Source organism: Aureimonas altamirensis, assembly GCF_023702225.1.
GTDB lineage: Bacteria > Pseudomonadota > Alphaproteobacteria > Rhizobiales > Rhizobiaceae > Aureimonas > Aureimonas altamirensis_B.
The window spans coordinates 82,631-105,113 of record NZ_JAMQCO010000005.1; the positions used below are offsets into that span (position 1 = coordinate 82,631).

23 protein-coding genes are annotated in these 22,483 nt (G+C 66.4%); 18 read left to right on the plus strand and 5 right to left on the minus strand.

Annotated elements, in window-relative coordinates; all coding sequences use genetic code 11:
• Positions 1 to 12: 12 nt before the first annotated feature.
• The 4 genes from murA (at position 13) to yacG (ending at position 2,519) form a co-directional block, all read left to right on the plus strand.
• Complete coding sequence (gene murA / locus NDN16_RS09865) at positions 13 to 1,302, plus strand: UDP-N-acetylglucosamine 1-carboxyvinyltransferase (RefSeq protein ID WP_251113460.1); 1,290 nt, start codon at positions 13 to 15, stop codon at positions 1,300 to 1,302.
• Positions 1,303 to 1,484: 182 nt separating this feature from the next.
• Entirely contained in the window at positions 1,485 to 1,703 is a 219-nt protein-coding gene (infA, locus tag NDN16_RS09870) for a translation initiation factor IF-1 (protein WP_019994787.1), read from the plus strand.
• Positions 1,704 to 1,719: 16 nt separating this feature from the next.
• Positions 1,720 to 2,334: a Maf-like protein gene (locus NDN16_RS09875; RefSeq protein ID WP_251113461.1), complete on the plus strand. Its 615-nt coding sequence runs from the start codon at positions 1,720 to 1,722 to the stop codon at positions 2,332 to 2,334.
• Complete coding sequence (gene yacG / locus NDN16_RS09880) at positions 2,331 to 2,519, plus strand: DNA gyrase inhibitor YacG (RefSeq protein WP_251113462.1); 189 nt, start codon at positions 2,331 to 2,333, stop codon at positions 2,517 to 2,519. Before NDN16_RS09875 ends, yacG begins: the two co-directional genes overlap by 4 nt.
• Positions 2,520 to 2,532: 13 nt before the next feature.
• On the opposite strand, the gene NDN16_RS09885 is transcribed toward yacG, so the two are convergent.
• On the minus strand, positions 2,533 to 3,171 hold the full coding sequence (locus tag NDN16_RS09885) for a transglutaminase-like cysteine peptidase (RefSeq protein ID WP_251113463.1): 639 nt from the start codon (positions 3,169 to 3,171) through the stop codon (positions 2,533 to 2,535).
• A 270-nt stretch (positions 3,172 to 3,441) separates the two neighbouring features.
• Positions 3,442 to 4,218 (minus strand): alpha/beta hydrolase, encoded by a 777-nt coding sequence (locus NDN16_RS09890; protein ID WP_251113464.1) that lies wholly within the window; start codon positions 4,216 to 4,218, stop codon positions 3,442 to 3,444.
• Between the two features lie 192 nt (positions 4,219 to 4,410).
• On the opposite strand from NDN16_RS09890, the gene infC reads away from it, so the two are divergent.
• The 13 genes from infC to NDN16_RS09955 all read left to right on the plus strand — a co-directional run bounded on the left by infC (position 4,411) and on the right by NDN16_RS09955 (position 17,169).
• A complete protein-coding gene (infC, locus tag NDN16_RS09895) occupies positions 4,411 to 4,950 on the plus strand; it encodes a translation initiation factor IF-3 (protein WP_251113694.1) in 540 nt (179 codons plus the stop codon).
• A 207-nt stretch (positions 4,951 to 5,157) separates the two neighbouring features.
• Positions 5,158 to 5,358 (plus strand): 50S ribosomal protein L35, encoded by a 201-nt coding sequence (rpmI, locus tag NDN16_RS09900; protein WP_039195541.1) that lies wholly within the window; start codon positions 5,158 to 5,160, stop codon positions 5,356 to 5,358.
• 44 nt (positions 5,359 to 5,402) lie between these two features.
• Positions 5,403 to 5,819: a 50S ribosomal protein L20 gene (gene rplT / locus NDN16_RS09905; protein ID WP_251113465.1), complete on the plus strand. Its 417-nt coding sequence runs from the start codon at positions 5,403 to 5,405 to the stop codon at positions 5,817 to 5,819.
• Between the two features lie 194 nt (positions 5,820 to 6,013).
• The gene (gene pheS, locus NDN16_RS09910; RefSeq protein ID WP_251113466.1) at positions 6,014 to 7,120 is read left to right on the plus strand and encodes a phenylalanine--tRNA ligase subunit alpha; all 1,107 of its coding nucleotides are present in this window, start codon (positions 6,014 to 6,016) and stop codon (positions 7,118 to 7,120) included.
• A 20-nt stretch (positions 7,121 to 7,140) separates the two neighbouring features.
• Entirely contained in the window at positions 7,141 to 7,536 is a 396-nt protein-coding gene (locus NDN16_RS09915) for a hypothetical protein (RefSeq protein ID WP_060608674.1), read from the plus strand.
• Positions 7,537 to 7,575: 39 nt separating this feature from the next.
• On the plus strand, positions 7,576 to 9,993 hold the full coding sequence (pheT, locus tag NDN16_RS09920; RefSeq protein ID WP_251113467.1) for a phenylalanine--tRNA ligase subunit beta: 2,418 nt from the start codon (positions 7,576 to 7,578) through the stop codon (positions 9,991 to 9,993).
• Between the two features lie 141 nt (positions 9,994 to 10,134).
• Positions 10,135 to 10,386 (plus strand): helix-turn-helix transcriptional regulator, encoded by a 252-nt coding sequence (locus tag NDN16_RS09925; RefSeq protein ID WP_251113468.1) that lies wholly within the window; start codon positions 10,135 to 10,137, stop codon positions 10,384 to 10,386.
• Positions 10,386 to 11,708, plus strand: a complete 1,323-nt coding sequence (locus tag NDN16_RS09930) for a type II toxin-antitoxin system HipA family toxin (RefSeq protein WP_251113469.1) — start codon at positions 10,386 to 10,388, stop codon at positions 11,706 to 11,708. The genes NDN16_RS09925 and NDN16_RS09930 overlap by 1 nt, the downstream gene beginning before the upstream one ends.
• Positions 11,709 to 11,811: 103 nt before the next feature.
• Complete coding sequence (gene mepA, locus NDN16_RS09935) at positions 11,812 to 12,741, plus strand: penicillin-insensitive murein endopeptidase (RefSeq protein WP_251113470.1); 930 nt, start codon at positions 11,812 to 11,814, stop codon at positions 12,739 to 12,741.
• Between the two features lie 71 nt (positions 12,742 to 12,812).
• Complete coding sequence (locus NDN16_RS09940) at positions 12,813 to 13,835, plus strand: glucokinase (protein ID WP_251113471.1); 1,023 nt, start codon at positions 12,813 to 12,815, stop codon at positions 13,833 to 13,835.
• Between the two features lie 55 nt (positions 13,836 to 13,890).
• On the plus strand, positions 13,891 to 15,699 hold the full coding sequence (locus tag NDN16_RS09945) for an ABC transporter ATP-binding protein (RefSeq protein ID WP_251113472.1): 1,809 nt from the start codon (positions 13,891 to 13,893) through the stop codon (positions 15,697 to 15,699).
• A gap of 28 nt (positions 15,700 to 15,727) precedes the next feature.
• Positions 15,728 to 16,531 (plus strand): 4-hydroxy-tetrahydrodipicolinate reductase, encoded by an 804-nt coding sequence (gene dapB / locus NDN16_RS09950; protein ID WP_251113473.1) that lies wholly within the window; start codon positions 15,728 to 15,730, stop codon positions 16,529 to 16,531.
• Between the two features lie 17 nt (positions 16,532 to 16,548).
• Positions 16,549 to 17,169 (plus strand): 2,3-bisphosphoglycerate-dependent phosphoglycerate mutase, encoded by a 621-nt coding sequence (locus NDN16_RS09955; RefSeq protein WP_251113474.1) that lies wholly within the window; start codon positions 16,549 to 16,551, stop codon positions 17,167 to 17,169.
• A 7-nt stretch (positions 17,170 to 17,176) separates the two neighbouring features.
• Here the strand turns inward: NDN16_RS09955 and NDN16_RS09960 are convergent, their stop codons facing one another.
• Positions 17,177 to 17,671: a DUF2244 domain-containing protein gene (locus NDN16_RS09960; protein ID WP_251113475.1), complete on the minus strand. Its 495-nt coding sequence runs from the start codon at positions 17,669 to 17,671 to the stop codon at positions 17,177 to 17,179.
• A gap of 43 nt (positions 17,672 to 17,714) precedes the next feature.
• Between NDN16_RS09960 and nth the strand changes: the two genes are divergently transcribed.
• Positions 17,715 to 18,473, plus strand: coding sequence for an endonuclease III (gene nth / locus NDN16_RS09965; RefSeq protein WP_251113476.1), 759 nt, complete (start codon positions 17,715 to 17,717; stop codon positions 18,471 to 18,473).
• Here the strand turns inward: nth and NDN16_RS09970 are convergent.
• A complete protein-coding gene (locus tag NDN16_RS09970) occupies positions 18,470 to 19,210 on the minus strand; it encodes a sulfate transporter family protein (RefSeq protein WP_251113477.1) in 741 nt (246 codons plus the stop codon). The genes nth and NDN16_RS09970 overlap by 4 nt on opposite strands.
• 17 nt (positions 19,211 to 19,227) lie before the next feature.
• Complete coding sequence (locus NDN16_RS09975; RefSeq protein ID WP_251113478.1) at positions 19,228 to 22,392, minus strand: beta strand repeat-containing protein; 3,165 nt, start codon at positions 22,390 to 22,392, stop codon at positions 19,228 to 19,230.
• Positions 22,393 to 22,483 lie beyond the last annotated feature (91 nt).

The following is a 22,483-nucleotide window of genomic DNA, read 5'->3' on the forward strand; positions in this document are numbered from 1 at the left end:
TGACATCGAAGAATGGACCGCATTCGCATTCGGGGCGGTAACGCGCTCAACGGCACGATTCCGATCTCCGGGGCCAAGAACGCCGCGCTGCCGCTGATGATCGCCTCGCTCCTGACGGACGATACGCTGACGCTGGAGAACGTACCGCATCTGGCGGATGTGGAACAGCTGATCCGCATTCTCGGCAATCACGGCGTCGACTATGCGGTGTCGGGCAAGCGCCTGGTCCAGGACCCTTCGCAGGGACGCACGATCCACTTCACCGCGCGGACCATCGTCGACACGACCGCCCCTTACGAACTCGTCTCCAAGATGCGGGCGAGCTTCTGGGTGATCGGGCCGCTGCTGGCCCGCATGCACAAGGCTCGCGTCTCGCTGCCCGGTGGGTGCGCCATCGGCACCCGGCCGGTGGACCTGTTCATCGACGGGCTCCGGGCGCTGGGCGCCGAAATCGATATCGACCAGGGCTATGTCGTCGCCGAGGCGAAGGGCGGCCTCGTCGGCGCGCGGTATCGCTTTCCCAAAGTGTCGGTGGGCGCAACCCATGTCCTGATGATGGCGGCGTCGCTGGCCCGCGGCGAAACCGTGATCGAGAACGCCGCGCGCGAACCTGAGGTGGCCGACCTGGCCACCTGCCTGAATGCCATGGGCGCGCGCATTTCGGGCGCTGGAACATCCACGATCACCATCGAGGGCGTCGCGGCCCTGTCCGGAGCGCGTCACCGCGTGCTGCCGGACCGGATCGAGACGGGCACCTACGCCATTGCCGCCGCCATGGCCGGCGGCGACGTCACGCTGGCCGGCACGCGCGCCTCCCTGCTGGATTCCGCACTCGATGCCTTGCGGCAGGCCGGGGCCGAGATCACCGAACTGAACGACGGAATCCGGGTGCGGCGCAACGGTGCGGGTATTTCCCCGGTCGATGTGACGACGGACCCTTTCCCGGGATTTCCGACCGATCTGCAGGCCCAGTTCATGGCGTTGATGACGCGCTCCGGCGGCGTTTCCAACATCACCGAGACGATCTTCGAGAATCGCTTCATGCATGTGCAGGAACTGGCCCGGCTCGGCGCGAAGATTTCGCTTGCCGGACAGGTCGCCCGGGTTGAGGGCGTGCCGCGGCTTGCCGGCGCCCCGGTTATGGCGACCGATCTGCGCGCCTCCGTGTCGCTGGTGATCGCCGGCCTGGTTGCGGAAGGCGAAACGACGGTCAACCGCGTCTATCATCTCGACCGTGGATTCGAGCGGCTGGAAGAGAAGCTCGTCGCCTGCGGCGCGGATGTGGAGAGGATTTCGGGCTGAGCATGGCCGATCGTTCGGGCAAATCCATTCCCGCCTTGCATTTTTCCTCGTTCCGCACGATTTAGGGCGCGTGAATTTGCATCACGGGTCGGCCGCGCCGTGCGCAGCCGGCCTCGACTCGTTCCAATGGGCCGGCCCGCATCGGGCCTCGGCCGAACCCCGATCCAAGGTCAGGACCACGCATGGCGAAAGAAGAAGTTCTCGAGTTTCCCGGAGTCGTAACCGAGCTGCTGCCGAACGCGACATTCCGCATCAAGCTCGAGAACGATCACGAAATCATCGCGCACACGGCAGGGCGCATGCGCAAGAACCGCATCCGCGTTCTGACGGGCGACAAGGTGCTCGTCGAGATGACCCCCTACGACCTGACCAAGGGCCGCATCACCTATCGCTTCAAGTAAGCCGGGCACGCGTCGCATGGCCCAGTCGCAGCATCTGATTCTCGCTTCGGCGTCGCCGCGCCGGCTCGAACTGCTGCAGCAGGTCGGCCTGGAGCCCGAGCGGCTGTTGCCGGCCGACATCGACGAGACGCAACATCGGTCCGAGCATCCGCGCTCGCTCGCCAAGCGGCTGAGCCAGGGCAAGGCCGAGGCCGCCGCAGCCGTGCTGGAGCGCCTGGAAGAGCGGGTCGGCCGCTTCGTGCTGGCCGCCGATACGGTCGTCTGCGTCGGACGCCAAGTCATGCCCAAGGCGGAACTGATCGAGGATGCGCACGCCAACCTGCGCATCCTGTCCGGCCGTACGCACCGCGTCTATACCGGCGTCTGCGTGATCGGACCGTCGGGGCGGCTTCGCCAGCGGCTGGTGGAGACGCGGGTCCGCTTCAAGCGTCTGACGCGCGAAGACATGGACCGCTATCTGGCCAGCGGCGAGTGGCGCGGCAAGGCCGGCGGCTACGCCATCCAGGGGCTGGCGGGCAGCTTCGTCGTACGCCTGGTGGGAAGCTACAGCAATGTGGTGGGCCTGCCGCTCTACGAGACTTTGGCGCTACTTGCGGGCGAAGGCTTCCGGCAGGGCATGGCGGCTCAATGACCGGCGCGGTAACGCCGCTGCGGCCCAAGCGGGCCTGCCCGGAATGCGGCCGGCCCTCCGAGCGCGCGACCTATCCATTCTGTTCGCCGCGCTGCAAATCCGTGGACCTCAACCGCTGGCTGTCCGGCGCCTACGTCATACCGGGCGTCGAGGAGGAAGTGCCGGACAAGGAAGACGAAGCCTGATTGCCTCACCCCGTCAGCGCAGCGCCGCCGGCACGACGCGGGCATCGCGCCCGGATGCGAGCCGGACCGGGGCATCGCCCCCGACGCGAACCCAGCGGCCCGGATCGGCCGAATCCTGGCGCTTGAGGTAGGTGTAGGGCGTATCGCCCCAGCCGCGCACCCGCGCATCCAGATTGTCCAGGACGAAGTCGCCGTCGCGCGTCGTCAGCGTCAGCACGGCGTGGCCTTCGCCGTCCGGCTTGCGCACGACGGTCATCAGGAGGTTGCCGGCCGGCAGGCCGGCCTCGACCAGGCGCTTGCGTTTCAGGAGCGCGTAATCCTCGCAGTCTCCGCGGTCCACCGGCACGCTCCAATATTCCTCTTGTCCGTGCATGGCCCAGTCCGATGCCGGCTGAATGTCGGCATTGACCTCACGGTTGATGCCGGCGACGAGGTGGAGAAGACCGGCCGAAAGCACCAGAGGGCCCGGCGCCACCCCTGCCGGCGGCCGGCATTCCTGGGGCTGGCGCCTGCAATAGTCGAAATGGCCGATGGGCTGCGTGGTCGGGCCGGCGAGCGGCATGAACAGGGACCGGGCCTGTGCAGGCAATATCGCACCTGCACACAAGGCCGATGCGATCGCAATCGCAAGTAGCGCGCGTAGCCTGCCCATGGAAGCCGAACCCCTCGTCGTCCCCGAACCCTGCATGGAATGGTCGGACCAGGGGCGAAGAAGGTCAACATCTCCGCTGGTGGAGGGTGCCCGACTTGGATGTAGATCGGACCGACGATCGGCGTATTTTCGGTTTCGCAGGTGCAATAGTCCGGGCTCCGTCGTTGCGGTGCAAACCGCGACGATTCAGGCAGTCCCGCGGGGTCCGGTCTGGAGTTTGACGAGCCGGATGGCCTTAATGTGACATTAACATCACGGGCAGGCGAAAATTTATCCGCTCACCTTGCCGGATGCCAGATCGAGGACAGCGGCATCCATCCGCCGAAGGTCTTCCTCGCGCGAGAGGCGGTGATCTCCATTGGCCACCAGCGTCAGCGTCACGCCTTCGCCGGGGAGGTGCGAGACGAGTTCCAGCGCATGGGCATAGGGCACGTCCGGATCCTGCATCCCCTGGATGATGTGGACCGGGCATCCCGTCTCCACCGGCCCGTCCAGCACGCATTGCGACAAGCCGTCGTCGAGGAGCCGCTTGGTGTAGACGGTCGGTTCTGGCGAATAGTTCGAAGCGCGTTCGATAAAGCCGTGGCGTGCAAGGTCGCGGCACTCGGCAGCGGTCAGGGACGGCTCCACGAGCCGCTTGGTGAAGTCCGGCGCCGGCGCCAGAAGCAGCATCCCGGCCATGCGCGCCTGCATCCGCCGCGCCAGCAGAAGCGCGATCCAGCCGCCAATCGACGATCCGACCAGCAGCAGCGGCCCTTCCGTCTTCGCCGATACGATGTCGGCGGCGTCGTCCAGCCAGTCGGATATGGTCAGGTCGGTGAAGCGCCCCGACGATTCGCCGTGGCCACGATAATCGAAGCGCAGAAAGCCGAGGCCCGCCTTGTCGCAGGTGGTCGACAGGCGCTCGGCCTTCGCGCCCCGCATGTCGGAACGATAGCCGCCGAGGAAGACGACTGTCGGCGCCCGGCCGGGCCGGCCGAGCCAGGCGAGCCGTTTGCCTTCGGGCCCGGCAGGCGTGAAGAATTCGGCGTTCGGCTGTGACTGCATCCGGCTGCTCCGTGTCGGTCTTCAAGCAAATAATATGGTAGACGGGTGAAACTCGCCGGGCGACGTGCTATATCGAAAAGGTGATCGGCCCGAGGCCGGCGTGCCGCCGAAAGGGGGCTCGCCGGACCGGGCTGGGTTGCGTGCGTTGTCGCGCAGCTTCGCATATGTCGTCAACAACAGGAGTGAACGACCATTCGCAGACCGTTTCGTGCCCCGCCCGCCCAGAAGGAAGGACCGCGCTCCAACCGGGAAATTCGTGTTCCGCAGATCCAGCTGATCGATGCGGACGGCCAGAACCGTGGTCCGACGCCGACCGCCGAGGCCCTGGCCCTTGCGGAAGAGGCCGGACTGGATCTCGTCGAGATCGTGCCTACGGCCAATCCGCCCGTCTGCAAGATCCTCGATCTCGGCAAGCTGAAATACGAGAATCAGAAGAAGGCCGCCGAGGCGCGCAAGCGCCAGAAGGTCATCGAGGTCAAGGAGATCAAGATGCGGCCGAACATCGACGATCATGACTACGAGACCAAGATGAAAGCCGTGCGCCGCTTCTTCGAGGACGGCGACAAGGTCAAGGTGACGCTGCGCTTCCGCGGCCGCGAGATGGCCCACCAGGAACTTGGCATGCAGCTGTTGAACCGTGTCCGCGAGGAGACGGCCGAAATCTCGAAGGTCGAAGCCGAGCCCAAGCTCGAAGGCCGTCAGATGATGATGGTTCTGGCGCCGCGCGGCTGACGCGCGCGCCATCCCGGCTTGTGCCGGCCATCGCGAATGGCGGGCTTGCCATGCCGGGGACGACAGACTATAAGCCCCAGCGTTCAATTGAGAGCCGTCCGGCAGGGCATGCCGTGGCGGCTCCTAATGCTTGGCGACACGTTCGGTAATGCCGAACGGCGGTCCTTCGGGACCGCCGCCGTCGCCACATCCATCAAGGAGAGCAAAATGCCCAAGATGAAGACCAAATCGAGCGCCAAGAAGCGCTTCCGCATGACGGCGACCGGCAAGGTCAAGGCCCAGCCCGCCGGCAAGCGCCACGGCATGATCAAACGCTCCAACGACTTCATCCGCGATGCGCGCGGAACGATGATCCTGTCCAAGCCGGACGAGCGCATCGTCAAGACCTACATGCCCTACGACCGCTGAGCGGGCCGGGACACCTCAAGGTTTAGAGATTCAGGAGCGATATCATGGCACGTGTCAAAAGAGGCGTTACCGCCCACGCCAAGCACAAGAAGGTTCTGAAGGCCGCCAAAGGCTTTTACGGACGCCGCAAGAACACCATCCGCGCCGCCAAGGCCGCCGTCGACCGCGCGAAGCAGTACGCCACGCGCGACCGCCGCGTTAAGAAGCGCAACTTCCGCGCCCTGTGGATCCAGCGCATCAACGCCGGCGTCCGCGAGCATGGGCTGACCTACGCCCGCTTCATGGACGGCCTCACCAAGGCCGGCATCGAGGTCGACCGCAAGGTCCTGTCCGACATCGCCATCCACGAGCCGGAGGCCTTCGCGGCGCTGGTCGAGCAGGCCAAGTCGGCTCTCGCCTACCTCAAGGACGGCAACGACAACGCCTATGAGCGTGCCGTCGGCGAAAAGCGCGCCGCCTGACGACGGCGTCCTGCCGGACTGTCCCGGCAGCATCGGGACAGTCCGAACCGTTAAAAGCGACAAGGCCCGCCGCGGATGCCGCGTGCGGGCCTTGTCGCGTTCGCATGCTTTGTGCTTGAAGCTCATGACATCGGAAGAAACAGGCGGGCGGCGCGCGGCGTACAATGCGGCGCGACGGACCCGGCAGGGGAATCATGCAGGACACGACCATGGCGAGCGATCTTGCGGCCATCGAGGCGCGCACCCTCTCGCAGATCGAGGCGGCGGCAAGCGAAGCCGCGCTGGAAGACGTGCGGCTGGCCGCGCTGGGCAAGAAGGGCGAAATTTCCGAGCTCCTGAAGGGACTCGGCCGGATGACGCCTGACGAGAGGCGCGAAGCCGGACCTGCGCTCAACGGCCTGCGGGATCGTGTGCAGCAGGCCCTGGCGGCGCGCAAGGAAGCGCTTGCCGATGCCGCGATCGAGGCGCGGTTGGCGGCTGAGGCGGTAGACGTCACGCTGCCGCTGCGCCCCTCCGCGCTGGCGGCGGGGCGGCTGCATCCGCTGAGCCAGGTCGTGGACGAGATCACCGCGATCTTTTCCGACATGGGCTTCGCCATCGCCGAAGGGCCGGACGTCGAGACCGACTATTACAACTTCACCGCGCTGAACTTCCCGGAAGGGCACCCCGCGCGCGAGATGCACGACACGTTCTTCTTCCGTCCCGGCCCGGACGGGGCGCGCAAGGTACTGCGCACCCATACGTCCCCGGTGCAGGTGCGCACGATGGAAAGCCAGAAGCCGCCCATCCGCATCGTGATCCCCGGCAAGACCTACCGGCAGGATTCCGACGCGACGCATTCGCCGATGTTCCACCAGCTCGAAGGGCTGGTGGTCGATCGCAAGGCCAACATCGCCAACATGATGTGGGTTCTGGAAGAGTTCTGCCGCGCCTTCTTCGAGGTGCCCTCGGTCCAGATGCGCTTTCGGCCGAGCTTCTTCCCCTTCACCGAACCGTCGATGGAGGTGGACATCCAGTGCGACCGCTCACGCCCCGGCGAGGTGCGTTTCGGCGAGGGTACGGACTGGATGGAGATCCTCGGCTGCGGCATGGTGCATCCCAACGTGCTGCGTCTCAGCGGCCTCGACCCGGACGAGTTCCAGGGCTTCGCCTGGGGCATGGGCATCGACCGGATCGCCATGCTGAAATACGGCATGCCCGATCTGCGCGCCTTCTTCGACGCGGATGTCCGGTGGCTCGAGCATTACGGCTTCCGTCCGCTGGATATCCCGACCTTGTTCGGCGGGTTGAGCAGCAACTGACCTTGGAAGGGGCGACGGCGATGAAGATGATGATCCTGGAATGCATCGCGGTTCTGGCCGGCGCCGTCCTCGGCACGGTGCTGACGGGCCTGCTGGCCTGGCTGTTCGCCGGCACGCCCTTCGTGGTGGCTGTCGCCTCCCTCGGCGCCTATGTGCTCGGCCTCGTCACCGTCGCCCTGTTCGCCTTCCTGTACCATCAGCTGGATCGTACGCCGGCGGCGCTGGCAAGCCTTGCCGTGGGCGTCGTCCTGCCGACGCTGGTCGACCGCTTCGTGCTGGGCGATACGCTGGGCTGGACGACGATCATCCTTCTGAACCTCGTCTTCGCCGTGCTGGCGCTGTCGATCTACCGTTTCGTGCACGCCAATGCCGCGAGCCGGCAGGCAGCGCGCGGCGTCGCCCGCCGGCTCGACTGAACCCATCCTTCCTTTTCCGATACGATCGCGATTCCCGATATGAAGTTCACCCTGTCCTGGCTGAAGGACCATCTCGACACCGAGGCGGGCCTTGGCGAAATCACCGAACGCCTGACCGCCATCGGCCTCGAGGTCGAGCATGTCGACGACCGGGCCGTGTTCCGACCCTTCACCATTGCGCGTGTCCTCACGGCACAGCCCCATCCGGACGCCGACAAGCTGCGCGTGCTCAGCGTCGACGCAGGATCGGGCGTCAACGGTGGCAAGCCGCTGCAGATCGTCTGCGGGGCGCCCAATGCCGCGGCCGGCCTGGTCGGCGTGCTGGCGCTGCCCGGCACCTACGTTCCGGGCATCGACACGACGCTGGGCGTCGGGAAGATCCGTGGCGTCGAAAGCTTCGGCATGATGTGCTCGGAGCGCGAACTCGAACTTTCGGACGAGCATGACGGCATCATCAGCCTGCCGGCCGACGCGCCCGTCGGCACGGCCTTCGCCGACTATGCGGGCCTGTCCGACCCGGTGATCGAAATCAACCTGACGCCCAACCGGCCGGATGCCACCAGCATCCACGGCATCGCACGCGACCTTGCGGCCGCCGGCCTCGGCCGGTTGAAGGATGCCGCCGTCGAGCGGATCGAGGGCGCTGGCCCGTGCCCCGTGGCCATCCACGTGGAAAGCCCGACCTGCACGGGCTTCGCCCTGCGGCTGGTGCGGGGCGTCAGCAACGGTCCGTCGCCGGAATGGATGCAGAAGCGGCTGCGTGCCATCGGCCTGCGCCCGATCAACGCCCTGGTGGACATCACGAACTACCTGACCTTCGACCGCGGGCGCCCGCTGCACGTCTTCGACGCGGCCAAGGTTTCCGGCGGACTCACCGTGCGGCAGGGCCGGCCGGGCGAGGAGATCCTGGCGCTGGACGGGCGGACCTATGCGCTGGACGAGGACGTCTGCGTGATCGCCGACGACAAGGGTCCGGAATCCATCGGCGGCATCATGGGCGGCGAGCATTCCGGCTGCGACGAGGGCACCGTGGACGTGCTGGTGGAATCCGCCCTCTGGCGCTCGCTGGACATAGCGCGCACGGGCCGTACCCTCGGCATCGTCACGGATGCGCGCTACCGCTTCGAACGCGGCGTGGACCCGGCCTTCATGGAGCCGGGACTGGACCTTGCCACGCGCATGATCCTCGATCTGTGCGGCGGCGAGCCCAGCGAACCGGTCGTGGTTCCGCACCGCGCCGATGCGCCTGCCGAAATCCGCCTGCCCTTTACCGAGGTCAAGAGGCTCACGAGCCTGGACATTTCCCCGGACCGGCAGGTCGAGTTGCTGGAAAGGCTCGGCTTCGCCGTGACGGCCCGAGACGCGGACGGCGCAGGCGTCATCGCGCCGAGCTGGCGCCCGGACGTGGAAGGCAAGGCCGATTTGGTGGAAGAGGTGATGCGGCTGACGGGCGTGGATGCGATCGCCCCGCAGCCGCTGCCGCGCGAAGGCGCCGTGGCGGGGCGCGTGCTGACCACGGCGCAGATGCGCGATCGGCTGGTCAAGCGCGCTCTTGCTACCCGCGGCATGCTGGAAACGGTCACCTACGCCTTCATTCCGCATGAGGAGGCCGTGGCCTTCGGTGGCGGCGCGCCAGAGCTGCAACTGGAAAACCCCATCGCCGCGGAACTGACCGACATGCGTCCCTCGCTTCTGCCCAGCCTTCTGGCGGCGGCCGGGCGCAACGCGGCGCGCGGCTACGGCGATGTTGCGCTGTTCGAGGTTTCCCACGTCTACCGCGACGATACGCCTGCCGGGCAGTTGCGCGTTGCGGCCGGGCTGCGGCGCGGCACCGCAGCGCCGACGGGCGCGGGGCGCAACTGGGCCGGCAACGCCGCCCCGGTTTCGGTCTTCGACGCAAAGGCCGACGCCATGGCGGTGCTGGAGGCTGCGGGCGTGCCGACCGATCGACTGCAGGTCGAAACGGGCGCCAGCTCCTGGTATCATCCCGGCCGCTCGGGCCGATTGAAGCTCGGGCCGAAGGTGACGCTGGCCGAGTTCGGCGAGTTTCATCCGCGCGTCCTGAAGAAGATGCGTCTATCGGCCGCCCATGCCGGGTTCGAGGTGTTCCTCGACGCGCTGCCGGAGGGCAGGCGCAAGGCCACCAGGACGAAGCCGGTTCTGGAGCTTTCGCCGTTCCAGCCCGTGCGGCGCGACTTCGCCTTCGTGGTGGACCAGGCGGTGGAGGCGCTGAAACTCGTCCGTGCCGCCGAGGGTGCCGACCGCAAGCTCGTGTCGTCGGTCAGCGTCTTCGACGTCTTCACCGGTGCGTCGCTGGGCGAAGGGCGCAAATCCGTCGCCATCGAGGTGACGTTGAAGCCGGCCGAGCGGACCCTGACCGACGAGGACCTGGAAGCGGTCTCACAGAAGATCGTGGCAGCGGTGGCCAAGGCGACCGGCGGCACACTGCGGACCTGACGTCCGGTCACCCCAGCCGGTCTATGTCGGATTCAGCATAAAGCATTGATATGCGGAATCCGGCATAAACTTCTTTTATGCGTGAAATGACATACTGGCGCTTTATGCGATTTGCGGCATAATGGGAGCAGGAGATTGTCCATGCCGCTCATCGCTCGATCGCCCAGGCAACTGGGAAATGCAATTCGACGTACCCGTACGCAACGCGGGCTCACGCAGACGCAACTCGCCGATCTTGCCGGTATGCGGCAGGAAAAAGTGTCCGTAATCGAAAGCGGGCAGGAGGGTGCGAAGCTTTCGACGATCTTTGCCCTGCTTGCCGCGCTCAACCTCGAGATCACCGTCGGGGAAAGATCCGGCAAGAGTGAAAAAGGCGTCGAGGACATATTCTGATGGGCCGCCGCAAGACACGCGCGCCACTCGATGTGGTGATCAACAATCGCCTCGTCGGTCGTCTTGTCAAAGAGGCAAATGGGGCAATTCGGTATCGATACGATCAAAGCTGGCTCGATTGGGAGCACAGCTTTGCGATCTCGCTTTCGCTTCCCCTGCGGGAGACAGCCTATACCGGCGCGCCAGTCACTGCGGTGTTCGACAATCTGCTTCCCGACGACCCGAATGTCCGCAAGCGCGTCGCCGAGCGTGTCGGCGCGCAAAGTACCGACTACTATAGCTTGCTCGAAAGCATCGGACGCGACTGCGTCGGCGCGATGCAATTCCTTCCCGACGGGAAGCTGCCCGGCACCGTGCCCGATGTGAAGGGCGAGCCGCTGAGCGAGGACGAAATAGAGCGAATTCTCGCCAATCTCGAGCAGGCTCCGCTGGGCATCGAACCCGATCAGGAATTTCGTATTTCCGTTGCGGGAGCGCAGGAAAAGACTGCGCTGCTCTTTCACGAGGGGCGATGGATGCGTCCGCTCGGCACGACGCCGACAACCCACATCCTGAAGCCTCAGCTCGGTCAAATTCCTACCGCCTTCGGAATGATCGACATGAAGGCGAGCGTCGATAACGAGCACTATTGCCTGGAGCTGATGCGCGCGCTCGGCTTTGAAGTGGCCAGGAGCCAGATCCTCACCTTCGGGAAACGCCGGGTATTGGCCGTCGAGCGATTCGATCGGATCTGGCGCGACGGATCGCACCTGTTGCGCCTTCCTCAAGAGGATTTCTGTCAAGCCACCGGCACACCTTCGGCCCTGAAATATCAGAATAATGGCGGCCCCGGCATTGTGGACGGCCTAAAACTGCTGCAGAGCGCGGACGAGCCGCTGAAGGATCAAGCCGCGTTTTTCAAGGCCCAGATCACGAACTGGCTGATCGGCGCCACGGACGGGCATGGAAAGAATTTCAGCATTTTCCTTCGGCCGGAAGGAAGATACGGGCTCACGCCCTTCTATGACGTGCTGTCGGCGCAGCCAGCCCTGGATGAGAGGCAGATACCGCGCAATAGATTCAAGCTCGCCATGTCGGTCGGCAACAGCCGCAAATACGAAATCATCAAGATCGTCGGAAGGCATTTCATCGAAACCGGCAAGGAAGCCGGGCTCGGCCAGACGATCATACGGCAGGTTGTGTCCGATCTTCTCGAGGAGGCCGTCCAGGCCTCCGAGGCGGCAATTGCCGGAATGCCGGCGGACTTCGCCGGTGAAATCCATGACAGCGTATCCGCCGCAATGGCTGCGAGATTGCGTATACTGGAGGCGACCGGCCTCTAGTCTTGTGGAAGCCGCCTTCGGTCAGGGCAGGGACCGGGATTGGGGGCAAGCTCCGCGCATCCTTGCACGGCCACACTTGGCGGCTCATGATGCGGAGGTGATCATGAACCGCTCCCTCGTGTCGCTCGGCGTCGCTTTCCTGGCGGTCCTTGCCGGGCCCGCAATCGCCGCGCCGGCGGCCAAGGACCTGTTCGGCGCCCGGACGCAGCCGGCGGCCATGGCCAGCCGCAGCATCGGCTTCTATGCCAAGGGCTGCCTGTCCGGCGCGGCGGCGATGCCGAAGGACGGGCCGACCTGGCAGATGACCCGGCCGTCCCGCAACCGCGCCTGGGGCAACCCGGCAATGATTTCCCTGCTGCAGCACCTGTCGGCCGAGGCGGCCGAAAAGGACGGGTGGCGCGGATTCCTGATCGGGGATATCGCCCAGCCGCGCGGCGGTCCGATGTCGTCGGGCCATGCATCGCACCAGATTGGCCTCGATGCGGATGTCTACCTGACGCCGATGCCGCAGCGCCGGCTGAGCGACGCGGAGCGCGACGGCCTCGACCCGCAGAGCCTCATCGACCCGAAGACCCTGCATGTGGACGAAAGCCTGTGGCGGCCGGAACATCTCAAGCTCCTGCGCCGCGTCGCCAAGGCGCCCGAGGTGCAGCGCGTCTTCGTGCATCCGGGCATCAAGCTCAAGCTGTGCCGGACGGCCGGGCGCGATCGTGCGTGGCTGGCCAAGGTGCGTCCCACCTACGGACATGACTATCACTTTCATATCCGGATGTTCTGCCCGCCGGGCGACGCTGCCTGCGACGGACAGGCGCCCGTCGGCCGGGAGGACGGCTGCGACGACCTGGACTGGTGGTTCGATGTCGCGCTGCAGCCGCCGCCGCCCGATGCCCCGCCCTACAAGCCGAAGCCGCCTCTGACGATGGCCGATCTGCCGCGGGCCTGCGCCACCGTGCTCGATGCCGACGCCGGGACCGCCTCGGCGTCGGCCGCGCCCGGACGCATCGCCATACCCACTCAACGCCCGTCACATTGACGCGATAGGCGCTTGTCCAACGCCCCTTCCCTCTATCTCTACTTTCTTCAATCGATTTAGGTCTCCTGCACATGACCCCCACCCATGAAAGTGCCGAAGCGCTGCGCTTCCCGATCCTCCTGGCCGACATCGGCGGCACGAACGCGCGCTTCGCACTTCTGGTGGATGCCTTCGCCGAACCGAAGGTGTTCCCCGTGGTGAAGACGGCGGACTACGGGAACATCGACGACGCCATCCAGGCTGCCGTGCTGGACAAGACGTCCGTTCAGCCGAATTCCGCGGTGCTGGCCATCGCCGGCCCCATCGACGGCGACGAGATCGACCTGACCAACAGCCCCTGGATCGTGCGTCCCAAGGTGCTGATGCGCGACCTCGGCTTCGAGGAAATCGTGGTGATGAACGATTTCGAGGCGCAGGCCCTGGCCGTCTCCGCCCTTCCGGAAACCGGGCGCGAGCAGATCGGCGGGGGCATCGCGCGCGAGGGGGCCAGCCGCGTCGTCCTCGGCCCCGGAACCGGGCTCGGCGTCGCCGGCCTCGTCCGGGCCCGGCGCATGTGGATCCCCGTCGCGGGCGAGGGCGGACATATCGACCTTGGCCCGCGGACCGGCCGCGACCTGGAGATATGGCCCCATCTCGACCGCATCGAGGGGCGCGTTTCCGCGGAGGAGGTCTTGAGCGGCCGGGGTCTGGTCAATCTCTATCATGCCATCTGCACGGCCGATGGAGCGGAGCGCCGGCACGCCGATCCGGCCGACGTCACGCAGGCGGCCGGCGATGGCGATGCCCAGGCATTGGAGGCGGTCCGTCTATTCGCCACCTGTCTGGGGCGCGTCGCGGGCGACCTGGCGTTGGTTTTCATGGCCCGGGGCGGGGTCTACATCGCCGGTGGGATATTCCAGCGCATCGTGCCGCTGATCGAGCCGGAACTGGTGCGCGCCGCCTTCGAGGACAAGGCGCCGCATTCCGCCCTCCTGCGCGACATGCCGCTGTTTGCCGTGACGGAAACGATGGCGGCCCTTGTCGGCATGGCGGCCTATGCGCGCAATCCGCGCTTCTTCGGCCTGGAAACCAGCGGACGACGCTGGGCTGCCTGACAGGGCGGATAAAATGCTCTAAAGCGAGCGGCACGATGAACGGGACGAGCCGGCCGTGAGTAGACAGAAGAACCTTTCGCTGGCCGACGGGCAGGAAAGGGGCGAGGCGTTCAAGTTGCTGCGGCGCATCCTGGCCGAAAACGGGCGCTCGCACATCAAGGGTTACGCGATCGCCATCGCATGCCTGGTCCTCGTGGCGCTGTCGACGGCCTTTCTGGCCTGGATCATGCGAGACGTGATCGACGAGATCTTCGTCGAACGCAACCGCGCCGTGCTGCTGACGCTGCCGCTCGCCGTCTTCGCGGCCTTCCTGATCCGTGGCGTCGCCAGCTACATCCAGGGCGTGATCCTGGCCCGTATCGGCAACGACATCGTCGCGCGCTACCAGAAGCGCCTGTTCACCCATCTCACCGAGCTTTCGGTCGATTTCTTCGGCGAGACGCGCTCGGCGCAGCTTGCGGCGCGCATCAGCCAGAACGTGACGGGCGTTCGCGACACGCTGAACCTCACCGTCACCTCGCTGGCGCGGGACCTCCTGACCCTCGTCTTCCTGATCGGGGTCATGATCTGGCAGGACCCCGTCCTGTCGGGCATCGCCCTTCTGGCCGGGCCGCCGGTCGCCATCATGATCGGGCGCCTGTCGCGCAAGCTGCGGCGCGCCACCCGCCAGTCCATCGACCTCAATGCCCAGGTGGTCGGCTCCATGCAGGAGGCGGCGCAGGGGATACAGGTAGTCAAGGCCTTCACCATGGAAGAGCCGCTGCGCCAGCGGACTGACCGGTTGGTCGAGGCTGCGGAGGAGCGCGCCAACCGCATCGCCGCCATCACCGAACGCTCCGGCCCCATCGTTGAAACCATCGCCGGCCTTGCCGTCGCAGGCGTCATCGGCTGGTCCGGTTACCGCGCCATCGTCTACGGTCATTCGCCGGGCGCGATGTTCGCCTTCATCACCGCGCTTCTGCTGGCCTACGACCCGGCCCGCCGGCTGGCGCGGCTGCAGGTGGAGATGGAGCGTGCATTGGTGAATGCGCGAATGATCTACGAAATCCTCGACCTCAAGCCCCGCAAGCCCGATGCGCCCGGCGCGCCGGACCTGAAGGTCAGCGGCGGCGAAATCCGCTTCGAGAATGTCAGCTTCGCCTATTCGGCCGGCGAGCCCGTATTGCGGCAGGTCGATTTTACGGCCCCCGCCGGCCGCACGACGGCCATCATCGGCGCATCCGGCGGCGGCAAGTCTACCATCCTGTCCCTGATCGAGCGCTTCTACGAGCCGTCGTCGGGCCGGATCACCATCGACGGGCAGGACATTGCCGGCGTCACCAAGCGATCGCTGCGCGCGCAGGTGTCCTACGTGCCGCAACAGGCCGTGCTGTTCGAGGGTACCATACGCGACAATCTTCGCTACGGCCGTCTCGACGCCACGGATGAAGAGATCGAAGCCGCCGCCCGCATGGCACAGGCGGAGGAGTTCATCCTGGCCCAACCCCTCGGCTACGATACGCCGGTAGGCGAAAACGGCATGACGCTTTCGGGCGGGCAGCGTCAGCGCCTGTCCATCGCCCGGGCGCTGGTGCGCGGCGCGCCGATCCTCATCCTGGACGAGGCGACGTCGGCGCTCGACACCCAGTCGGAAACGCTCGTCCAGCGCGCCTTGACCGAGATCATGCGCGAGAAGACCGTGCTGGTGGTGGCGCATCGCCTGTCGACGATCGTCGGCGCGGACCAGATCCTGGTGGTCGAAAACGGCCGTGTGGCCGAAAGCGGCACCCATTCCGACCTTGTTGCCCGGGGTGGCAGCCTGTATGCGAAGTTCCACAGCCTGCAGGCGGCCGGCGAGATCGGCCTGTCGGGACGCAGGGAGTAGACGTCGCGACGATGGGGAAGGATATCGGATGAGACTCGTCGTTCTGGGGGCAGCCGGACGGATGGGCAAGAACCTCGTCCGCGTCATCGAGGAAACGCCTGGCGTCACCCTGGCCGCCGCCATCGAGCGCAAGGGCTCTTCCGCGCTGGGGCGCGATGCCGGCGAGCTTGCCGGCCTCGGCGAGATCGGCACGGCCGTCACCGACTCGCTGGAGCCTGTCCTGGCGGATGCCGACGGGATCCTGGACTTCACTGCGCCGGCCTATTCCATCTTTGTCGCCGAACTGGCGGCGCAGCACGGCCTGGTGCACGTCATCGGCACGACCGGCTTTTCCGCACAGGACGATGCCGCGGTGGCAAAGGCCGCGGCATCGGGGGCGCGGATCGTGAAATCCGGCAATATGAGCCTCGGCGTCAACATGCTGGCCGTCCTGGTGGAGCGGGCGGCGCACGCGCTGGCCGCCGACGGCTTCGACATCGAGATCGCCGAGATGCATCATCGACACAAGGTGGACGCCCCTTCCGGCACGGCGCTGCTTCTGGGCGAGGCAGCCGCCGCCGGGCGCGGGGTCGCGCTGGCGGATGCCTCGGTGCGCGTGCGCGACGGCCATACCGGGCCACGACCCTCCGGCGCCATCGGCTTCGCCACGCTGCGGGGCGGTTCGGTGATCGGCGACCATTCCGTCATCTTCGCGGGGGAGGGCGAGCGCATCGAACTGGCGCATCGCGCCGACGACCGCGCCATCTATGCGCGCGGCGCCGTCAAGGCGGCGCTCTGGGCAGGCGGGCAGGCGCCCGGCCTGTATTCCATGCGTGACGTCCTTTCGATCTGACATTCAACGGAGCTCAAATGGTGCGGACCCTCGTTCTCGTAAGACACGGCCAGAGTGACTGGAACCTCAAGAACCTGTTTACCGGCTGGCGCGACCCGGACCTGACCGAGAAAGGGGTGGAGGAAGCCAAGGCCGCCGGAGAGCGGCTGAAGGCGACGGGCCTGAACTTCGACCATGCCTTCACCAGCAACCTGTCCCGCGCACAGCGTACGCTGTCGCTTCTTCAGGGGACGCTCGGCCAGGCCGACATCCCGACGGAGCACAGCGAGGCCCTGAACGAGCGCGACTATGGCGATCTTTCCGGGCTCAACAAGGACGATGCGCGCGCCAAATGGGGCGAGGAGCAGGTCCATGTCTGGCGGCGCTCCTACGATGTGCCGCCGCCGGGCGGCGAAAGCCTGAAGGATACCGGGGCGCGTGTCTGGCCCTACTATATCCACACCATCCAGCCGCGTGTCCTGGGTGGCGGCAACGTCATCGTGGCGGCGCACGGCAACTCGCTGCGCGCGCTCGTGATGGCGCTGGAGGGCCTGTCGCCGGACGAGATCGTCAATGCGGAGATCGCGACGGGCGTACCCATCGTCTACAGCCTGAACGCCGATTCTTCAGTGGCGTCGAAGGAGGTTCTGGAGGGCTGAGCCGGCTTTAGCCGCGCCGGGCGGTTGCCAGGGCGCGGCCGAACTCGGAGGCGAAGGTTTCCCGGTCGTCCGGGTTCAGGAAGGAGCCGATCTCGGTGGCGCGCCCGCTGCCGGAGACGGCCATCCGCGTGACGCCGAATTCGTGATGGCGTTGCACGTCGAACCGGGCCCAGAACGGGTTGTAATTGTCTTCGCGGACTTCGCCGCGCGGCGAGGTCTTGCGGATCGTGAGGCGCGTGCGCGATACGCTGACTTCCTCCCGCGCGCGGGCGGCACGGTAGTTGGCGCGAAAGGCGATCCACAGGGCCAGCACATCGAGACCGAAAAAGCCGAAGATGGGCCAGGCTCCGTGGGACAGGAAAAACAGGCCCGTGATAAGGCTGATGCCGCCGAAGCCGACCATGACGACGGCAAATCCCGTGCGCCCCAACGAGCGATAGGGCGTCAGCAGCGCGTGGAAAAGCGGCCGCTCGTTGGGGTTCTCGCTTTCCTCGTCCGGCATCCTCGGTTCACCTGTCGGGCAGACTGACAAGGCAGGATACACCATGGCGCCAACAGCGCAAAAGAGGGCGCCCCGTGCGCCGAGGATTCCGTACAGCCGGGCGGAGATCGCCGAGATCTTCCGCAGGTTCGCCGTGCAGCGGCCCGAGCCGCAGCCGGAACTGGAACACAGCAACCCCTTTACGCTCCTGGTCGCGGTCGTGCTTTCGGCGCAGGCCACCGATGCCGGCGTCAACCGGGCAACACGCGGCCTGTTCGCCAAAGCCGACAATGCGGCCGCCATGGTGGCGCTGGGCGAGGACGCCATCAGGGAGGAAATCCGCACGATCGGCCTGTTCCGCAACAAGGCGCGCAATGTGTGGCTGCTGTCGAAGGCGCTGGTGGAGACTTATGGCGGGCAGGTGCCCGATACGCGTGAAGCGCTGGAAGCCCTGCCCGGCGTCGGCCGCAAGACGGCCAATGTGGTTCTGAACACGGCGTTCGGCAAGGAGACGCTGGCCGTCGACACGCACATCTTTCGCATCGGCAACCGGCTCGGGATCGCGCCGGGCAAGACGCCGGAAGAGGTCGAGCGCAATTTCCTGCGCATCATCCCGCACGGCTATCTGCGCCATGCCCATCACTGGCTGATCCTGCACGGACGCTATGTCTGCAAGGCACGCAAGCCCGACTGCCCGGCCTGCATCATCGCCGACCTGTGCAAGGCCGACGTCAAGACGACGGATGTGCCGGCTCCATTGGTGACGCTGGAGACGCGGCCCGCCGGAGAGCAGCCTCGTCCGCCTGTGACGGCTGAAGGTTAGTGCGTTTCCACCTGGGCGGGGCCAGGCTGCGGCACGCCGCCTTCGCGCCGCGAAAGCTTCTGGTGCAGATGCACCATCATCGCGGCGGCGAAGAGCGGCGTGAGCAGGTTGACGATGGGAATTGCAAGGAAGGCGGCGATGACCAGGCCGGCGATGAAGATGCGCCCGCCATTCCGGTTGCGCATGGCGGCGGCCTGGTCTTCGGAGCGATAGCGCAGGCACGCGAACTGGAAATATTCGCGGCCGAGCAGATAGCCGTTGACCACGAAGAAGGCCCCGACATTGACCAGAGGCACCCAAAGCAGCGCGAAGGCGATGAGGTTGCCCAGGATGACGATGCCGAAGAACTTGACGGACAGGACCATGCCGCGCACCAGCGGCAAGGCGCGCCCTTCCGGCTGGTCCGCATAATCCTTCCTTTCCACCGCCTCGGCAACGTCGTCGAGAAAAAGCCCGGCGATGATTGCGCTGACGGGCGCGATCAGGAAAGCCATGAGAAAGGCCAGAACGATGCCCGCCGCGATGCCGGCGAAAGCTCCGGCATTGTCGATCCAGGCCGGCATGTCGGGCGTGAAGCCGGCGAAGAATGGGATGGCCACCGCCGCAAAAAGCCACCGCACGGTGAACCACAGCGCCACCAGCACCACGGCCGTCAGGCCGAGCACCTTCCACAAGGTCGAGCGAAATGGCTGCGAGACGATGTCGCGCAGGGCAAGGCGTGCGGAGGAAAGGATCATATGCGGCAGTACCTCGATCAGATCGTCAGCGGTCCGGTGACTCCGTCCTGTATATAGAGTGCGACGCCGGCGGATGCATTGCGTACGACATGGTAGACGATGCCGTCCAGGCTCGCGTCGCCGCTGCTGCTCCACCCGGCCAGGGAGGCCAGCTCCACCCTGTCGCCGACGTTTCCGGCCACGACCATCTGGTGGACGTTTTCCGCTGCGGCGAGGCCCGTCCATCCGTTGGTCGAATTGAAGAGGTTCGCCGAGGACAGATCCACGACGTCCTCGACGGATATCTTGAGGCGGTTGTCGCCCGAGCCGGTCAGGTCCACCCGCTCGATGCCGGATAGCCGGCCGGCGCCGTGCTGGAGGCCCGTCCCGGGGTTCTGGAGGGCTGTGAGGTCGAGGATGATGCCGCCGCCATCGATCCTGAGCGTGTCCACTCCACTACCGCCGTCCAGATGCGAGATGCGCCCGCTCACGGCGCCGGCAAGGCCCTCCAGCAGAAAGTCGAGGCCGATGACCAACGTATCGTCTCCGGCTCCGCCGAGCGCGACGCTACCGCCGCGCGACAGCGATATCGTATCGTTGCCCGCGCCGCCGGCGATGACCGCCGGCTGGCCGTCGTCCGACATGACGTCGTCGGCCGTGCCGCCGAGTTGCGTAATCGCAGAGTGCGTGAACGCACCCGATGTCGAGCCGTAGATGACATAGGCGCCCCCGCCCCCGGGTTGCCCGGATGCCGTCGGAGCGCCGACCAGAAGGTCTGCAAGGCCGTCGCCATTGACGTCACCCGCCGGCGAAACGGCAGCGCCGGCGAGGTCGCCCGCGCTCTCTCCGCGGATGACGAAACCGCCACCATTGCCGGCGATGATGGAGGATAGCTGGATATCCGAGGCGTTCGCCCGGCCGAAGACGAGGACGGCGCCCCCCGCCTGCAAGCCCGTGACGTTCAGGTCGGGTGTGCCGAGGATGTAATCGGCCAGGCCGTCCCCGCTTACATCCCCAACGGTCGCGACCGATCGGGCGATTGCGCCGGTGGCGGTGTCCCCATCGATCCGGAAGCCTGCCGAACCGCCGGAAGCGTCCGTCAGGTCGATCGGGCCGCCATCGCTCTTCCCGTAGACGATGTAGGTTCTGCCGCCACCCGAGCCCGGGGCCGTTATGGCGACATCGTCGAGCCCATCGCGGTTTGCGTCGCCCGCCGATGCGATCGACGCGCCGGCAAGGTCGCCGGCAGCGCCGTCTATGACATAGCCGCCGAGGCCTGCGGCGATGTCGTCGAGTTGCACCGCCGACGTACCCGCGCGTCCGAAGACGACATAGACGCGCCCGGCATGTCCGGAGGCATCCATCGCGGCTAGGACGACGTCGGCAAGCCCGTCCGCGTTGACGTCGCCGGCTGCGGCAAGGGACGTCAGGACGGTGCCCGTGCCGCTCTGCGAGCGGATCGCCGATGCCGGCATGCCGGGCTCGCCTGCCATGCCCGATGCGGCGTGGGCGCTGCCGCCGAACACGATGTATGCCACGCTTCCCGACGCCGTGCCGACCAGCATGTCGTCGAACCCGTCTCCGTTCACGTCACCCGCGGCCGCGACCCGGGCTCCGATCCCCTGTCCGGTCACCGGGCTCATGATCGCGAAGCCGCCGACGTCCAGGTCGAGGTCCGACGCCAGCACGACCGGATAGGCGACCGAGACCGAGCGGCTGTCGGTGGGCGGGTCTTGCGTTCCGTCCGCTGCAACGGCATGGATGACGGCGTCCTGCGCCGGAATGTCGTTCCGCGAAAAGACCACGCTCCAGCCGTTGTTCGATACGCTGGCCTGCCGGCTCGACTGTCCCCACGTGACGGTTACCTGGACGCCGTCCGCCAGGTTCTCGGCCGTGCCCGCGACGGTCACGTCCGATCCGCGCTCGAGATAGCTGACGACGTCGTCGGCGGACACGGGTTCTATCGCGATACGGGCGACAAGCGGTTCCGGTACGGGCGCGGACGCCGCTATCCGCACCTCGCGCGAGGCGGTGGCGAACTCGCCGATGCTCGCCCGGACCGTATAGGTGGACTCGGCCGTGTCCTGGGGGATCTCGTCTGCGGCAAATGTCACGGACCAGTATCCGGCACTGGACGGGGTGACGCTTTTCGTCGTCGTACCCCATTCGACGACGACGATCGAATCGGCTTCCACGTTCGACGCGACGCCGCTGACCGTGACGCCCGAGCTCCGCTCTGCATCGGTGACCTGATCGTCGTCGGAAACGGCCTCGATCGAGAGGGAGGGCCGCTCGAGCGCCGCGATCTGGACCTTGGTGCCTGCGACGGTCTGACCCGTCATGGCATAGATGTTCGTATAGTCTCGGGTGGCAAGTACGGAACCCGCATCGAAGGTCGCTTGCCAGGTCTCGTTCTCCACGACGGCCGTGGCGCGCGCCGCCCCCCAGGATACGGTAATCGAGGCACCGTCGGCGATGTCGATGGCGGTTCCCGATACGGTTATCGCGCCCGCCAGCTCGCCGTCGCTGAGTAAATTGTCGCCGGTGACGGGATCGATCGCCAGCCTCGGCGTCTTCTGCGTCGTCGTGTCCGGGGGGGTATCCGTTGCCGTTTCGGCTGCTGCGGCGCCGCTTCCTCCACCCGATACGGCCGCGATGCCGCCGCCGATCAGCGCCCCGCCGGCCAGGACGAGACTTTGCGGCGAGAGGCCCGAAGCCAGCGGCAGGCGGTTCGCCGACAGCGTCGAAAGTTCGAATCGATCGGCGGCTAGGACGTCGTACTGGGCTGCGAAGTCGTGCGCCAGGCTGGCCAACGCCTGCCCTTCGCCATAGGAATGCACGACATCGAGACCGCCTGAGGCGTAGGATGGGCGGGGCGTGGAGCCGTCGATCGTCCTTGCCTGCCCGTCCTGCTGCGGAAGCTCGATCGATGCACCTTCGGTGGAGAAGAAATCGCGGACGACGATTTTCGTGCCGTCGTCCGTCAGGAGGACGAGGTCGTTGTCCGGTGTGGAAATCGCGATGACCCTGTCGACGGCTTCCTGGCCGCGTTCGGTGATCTTGACCAGCTTGAAATGTCCGTTCGGTTGCGCCGCGATCTGCACCGAGCGCCCCCGTACGACGGGGAGCGGCGCCGCGCCGCGCGACACCAGCGCGTACGAGATCGAGTTTGCGAAGGGACTGGGTGTAAGGGGCGCAACCATCGACGGAACCTCAAGCGCAGGGACGTAAACCCACTTGACGCTATTTCGACAGGCGCCAAAAGAAACCCAAGATTTAATATTTTCAGTGGTT